This window comes from Prosthecobacter sp., assembly GCF_044373815.1.
GTDB lineage: Bacteria > Verrucomicrobiota > Verrucomicrobiia > Verrucomicrobiales > Verrucomicrobiaceae > Prosthecobacter.
Map to the genome: position 1 here is coordinate 1 of NZ_JBIPNG010000532.1, position 4,241 is coordinate 4,241.

At 60.6% G+C, this 4,241-nt stretch carries 4 protein-coding genes and 1 pseudogene; all 5 read left to right on the forward strand.

Annotated elements, in window-relative coordinates; translation table 11 throughout:
• Positions 1–267 (forward strand): annotated as a pseudogene (locus ACIREA_RS27620) (hypothetical protein); the annotation flags it as partial.
• Between the two features lie 14 nt (positions 268–281).
• A complete protein-coding gene (locus ACIREA_RS27625) occupies positions 282–1,259 on the forward strand; it encodes a C-terminal binding protein (protein ID WP_397385546.1) in 978 nt (325 codons plus the stop codon).
• A gap of 48 nt (positions 1,260–1,307) precedes the next feature.
• Entirely contained in the window at positions 1,308–2,351 is a 1,044-nt protein-coding gene (locus ACIREA_RS27630; protein WP_397385547.1) for an SMP-30/gluconolactonase/LRE family protein, read from the forward strand.
• Positions 2,352–2,387: 36 nt separating this feature from the next.
• Positions 2,388–3,881, forward strand: coding sequence for a malate:quinone oxidoreductase (locus ACIREA_RS27635; protein WP_397385548.1), 1,494 nt, complete (start codon positions 2,388–2,390; stop codon positions 3,879–3,881).
• The coding region (locus ACIREA_RS27640; protein ID WP_397385549.1) for an SDR family NAD(P)-dependent oxidoreductase at positions 3,878–4,241 on the forward strand (364 nt) is incomplete at its 3' end. The genes ACIREA_RS27635 and ACIREA_RS27640, both read left to right, overlap by 4 nt.

The window sequence follows — 4,241 nt, forward strand, 5'->3', positions numbered from 1 at the left end:
AAACGATTGATCGAGGTCACGCCGGACAAGCAGATCGTGTGGGAGTTCAGCGACAAGGATGCACCGGATTTGAACATCACCTGGATCTCCAGCCTTCAGCAGCTCAAGAACGGAAATCTGCTCATCGGCAACTTCATGCGTGGTAAGGAAGGCCAGGGCGCGCACGCCATCGAAGTCACGCACGACAAGGAGAAGCGCGTCGTCTGGAAATGGGACGACCACAGCCTCATCAAGTCACTCACCACCGTCCGCGTCATCGGCGAATAACCTCACACACGACCATGCCCAAAATAGCCATCACCGACTACACCTTTCCTGATCTCAGCCTGGAAGAAGCTGTGCTTCGTCCTGCGGGTATCGAGATCGTCTCCTTCAAAGAAAAGCGTTCACCTGCTGAACTCGCCGAACTCGTGCGAGATGCCGATGCCGTGATCGCGCAGTTTGCTCCCGTGAACGCCGAAGTCGTCGCTGCGATGACCAAAGCAAAGGTCATCGTGCGCTACGGCATCGGCTACGACAATGTGGATTTCGCCGTCGCCCGCGAGCGTGGCATTCCGGTGTGCAACATCCCTGACTACTGCATTGACGAAGTCGCAGATCACACGCTGGCCTTCATCCTCGCCATCACGCGGCAGGTGGTGCCGAACGCGCTCGACATTCGCGCGGGCAAGTGGGGCCTCGCCACACCGTTGACCGCGATGTCATCCTTGAAACATCTCACCATCGGCATCGTCGGCTTTGGCCGCATCGGACGCGAGGTTGTGAAACGATTGCTCGCGTTCAAGGCTCGTGTGCTGGTGTTTGATCCCGTCGTGGCAGCGGATGAGATCACCAAAGCAGGTGCTTCGGTGGCTGCATCTTTCGATGAACTGCTTGCGCAGAGCGACATCGTCTCACCGCATTGCCCATCCACACCGAAGACGAAGCAACTCTTCAACTCCGCTGTGTTCGCGAAGATGAAGGCTGGCTCCATCTTCATCAACGTAGGCCGTGGCGATCTCGCCGACAGCACCGCCATCACCGACGCTCTGCAATCCGGTCATCTCGCCGGTGCCGCGCTCGACGTCTTCGATCCTGAGCCGATTCCGGCAGACCATCCGATCCGCACGATGCCCAATGTGATCCTCGCCGCCCACATCGCCTCAGCGAGTCCGCCAGCGGTTAAGACGCTGCGAGAAACAGCCGCACGCATCGCACTCATGGCCGTCCGTGGCGAGCCGCTGCCGAACATCGTCAACGGCGTGATCTCCCCCAGGTAACTCCATCACTCCATCACTCCACCACTCCACCACTCCACCACTCCAACCATGACCACCCGTCGTTCCTTCCTCACTTCCATCAGTTCACTCGCGGCCACACCGTTGCTGGCGCGTGATTTTGGCCCCAGCGCGCCGCCGGTGCGCTATCCCGAGCCGGATGTCATCGCGCTCGACAAGGCATTCGAGAAATACAAGATCGGCTCCGCGCCCATCGAGCGACTGCACACCGGCATGTATTGGGCCGAAGGTCCTGCGTGGAGCGGCTGGGGCCAATACCTCGTGTGGAGCGACATCCCGAACAACGTGCAGCATCGCTGGTTGCAAGACGACGGCGAAGTCACCACGATTCACAAGCCTGCCGGTCACAGCAACGGCAACACCTTTGACCGCGAAGGACGCCAGATTTCATTCGAGCACGGCAACCGCCGCGTGGTGCGCTACGAGCCCGACAACACCCTAACCGTCCTCGCTGACAAGTTTGACGGCAAGCCCTTCAACGCACCCAACGACGGCGCAGTGCATCCCGATGGCAGCGTGTGGTTCACCGATCCGGGCTACGGCAGTCTGGGCAACTACGAGGGCAACAAGGGCGATCTTTTGCTCAAAGAAGCCGTCTATCGTATTGACCCAAGCGGCAAGGTGGAGAAAGTCACCGACGAAATCTTCAAACCCAACGGCCTGTGCTTTTCGCCGGACTACAAGAAGGTCTATGTGGCCGACACCGGTGCCACGCATTACCCCGAAGCACCGAAGAACATCAAGGTCTGGGACATTGATGGAGCAAAGCTGAAGAACGGCCGAGAGTTCGCCTCCATGAAAATGGACCTCAAGGGCACGGAAGTCGCCGGACTCGCGGACGGCATTCGTTGCGACAAAGACGGCAACATCTGGGCCGGATCCGGCTGGGTTGGCGAAGGCTACGACGGCGTGCAAATTTTTTCACCCGAGGGCAATCGCATCGGCCAGATCGTGCTGCCGGAAGTATGCAGCAATGTGTGCTTCGGCGGTCCGCGCCGCAATCGTCTGTTCATGACTGCGAGCCGCAGCCTGTATGCCGTGCATGTCGAGGCCATCGGCGCGCATTGGTGCTGATAACCGACGCCTGAACTGATGCCAACGCCACCGGATATGGATGCCCGCATCCTCGAAACCCCCGACATCGTGCTTGTCGGTAGCGGCATCATGTCCGCGAGCCTGGCAGTGATGCTGAAGCGGATTGATCCGCGCCTTCGCATCCAGATGGTTGAGGTAACGAGTGAGCTCGCGCAGGAAGCCTCGAACGGGTGGAACAACGCAGGCACGGGACATGCCGGTATTTGCGAACTCAGCTACACTCCGGCACGCGATCAAAGCGGTGGCGTACCCATCAGCCGGGCCTTGCATATCTTTGAGCAGTTCCAACACTCGAAGCAGTTCTGGGGATCCGCGACCGCTGAAGGCATGGTGGGAACTGCTGCGGATTTCATCCATGCGGTGCCGCACGTCTGCTTCGTGAAGGGTCGGGATGACGTGGACTTCTTGCGCGCACGTCACACCGCGATGGCGGAGCATCATTTCTTCCGCAGCATGATGTTCACGAACGATTCTTCGATGATCCAGCAGTGGGCTCCGCTGGTGATGGATGGGCGCGGCCCCGGCCCGGTCGCGGCCACCTCCGGTGCCGGCACCGAGGTGGACTACGGCCTGCTGGCCCGCCGTTTATGCGGCTGGCTGGCGCAGCAGGAAGATTGCGGCATCGCCGCCGGTTGGAAGGTGACGAAACTCCAGCGCGGGGCAGGGGAGTGGCATCTCGACCTTCGATGCATGGCTTCCGGTGATGAGCGCAAGCAGCGTGCGAAGTTCGTCTTCGTCGGCGCGGGCGGCGGCAGCCTGCGTTTGCTGCAATCCACCGGTCTCGCCGAAGTCGCTGGTCTTGGCGGATTTCCCATCGGCGGCCAGTGGCTTGTGTGCGATGAGCCTTCGATCTGCGCAAGGCACGAAGCAAAGGTTTATGGTGCCACGCCGCCCTCATCGCCCAGCCTCGGCGCGGGGCATCTCGATGTGCGGCGGCTCAATGGTCAGCGACAGCTTCTCTTCGGCCCTTTTGCCTCATGGACGACGCGTTTCCTCAAACATGGACAGTGGAGCGATCTGCCACTCTCGATCCGCGCGGGCAATCTGGGCGCACTGCTGCAAACCGCCGTGCGTAACCGCTCGCTGGTGAAGTATCTCATCACCCAGGGCCTGCAAAGCATGGAGAGCCGCATGGAGGCCGTGCGCGAGTTTTACCCCAATGCCAGCTCGGAGCATTGGAGGCTCGTGCAGGCGGGCATCCGTGTGCAGGCCATCAAGAAAGCCGACCGAGGTGCCGTGCATTTCGGCACCGAAGTTTTTTCCTCCGCAGACCGTTCTCTTGCCGCGCTGCTGGGCGCTTCGCCCGGCGCATCGGTCTCAGTGAACATCGCGCTCCAGGTTGTCCAGACCTGCCTGCCGAATCTGCTTGCCAGCGCTGAGGGCCGGGAGCGCATGAGGCGGATGATCCCCACCTTTGACCAAGACCTGAAACAGCCAGGCAATGCCGCCTTGTTCGAGAAGACCAACCACAAGGCCACAGAACAATTGCAACTCCATTTCCAACCATGATCACCCTCATTGATAAAATTGCCCTCGTCACCGGAGCCGGTTCCGGCATCGGAGCCGCTATCGCGGAATGTTTCGCCGAAGCCGGAGCTCTCGTCTTTGCCTCCGACCGCGACGAAGCCGCCGCACAGCAAACCGCCGCGCGGATCTCCCAGGCGGGCCATCGTGCGGAATCACTCGCGCTTGATGTCAGCGACGAGTCCTCGTGCCTTGCCGCTGTGCGCACGGTCACCGAGAAATGCGGACGCTGCGATGTGCTCGTCAACAACGCGGGCATCGGGCACGTAGGGACCATTTTGACCACCAAGCCCGACGATTTGGACAGGCTGTGGAAAGTCAATGTGCTCGGCATGTATCACCTCT

Bases quoted from the DNA above. Each gene is read 5' to 3' on its own strand.
- ACIREA_RS27625 (WP_397385546.1), top strand. From the start codon at position 282: ATGCCCAAAATAGCCATCACCGACTACACCTTTCCTGATCTCAGCCTG.
- ACIREA_RS27630 (WP_397385547.1), top strand. From the start codon at position 1,308: ATGACCACCCGTCGTTCCTTCCTCACTTCCATCAGTTCACTCGCGGCC.
- ACIREA_RS27635 (WP_397385548.1), top strand. From the start codon at position 2,388: ATGGATGCCCGCATCCTCGAAACCCCCGACATCGTGCTTGTCGGTAGC.